Here is a 203-nt window from a genome sequence, read left to right as displayed (position 1 = left end):
GCCACCGGCAAGCCCGGCAACCACATCCCGAGCTCCAATACCTGCGACGACTGCCACGTCGTCACCGACTGGACCGACGTCCGCTTCGACCACGCCTCGGTCAGCGGCGCCTGCGCCAGCTGCCATAACGGCAGCACCGCCACCGGCAAGCCCGGCAACCACATCCCGAGCTCCAATACCTGCGACGACTGCCACGTCGTCAC

General features: G+C 68.0%; 1 protein-coding gene. It reads left to right on the top strand.

The annotated features are described in order from the left end of the window. Nucleotides 1-203 (top strand): cytochrome c3 family protein (locus O4G76_RS23435; protein ID WP_269399165.1); only part of this gene is annotated, 203 nt, incomplete at both ends.

The organism is Limimaricola sp. G21655-S1 (assembly GCF_027213785.1).
Lineage (GTDB): Bacteria > Pseudomonadota > Alphaproteobacteria > Rhodobacterales > Rhodobacteraceae > Limimaricola.
Note: the sequence above shows the minus strand (reverse complement) of the source record. Positions and strands in the feature narration are given on the sequence as shown.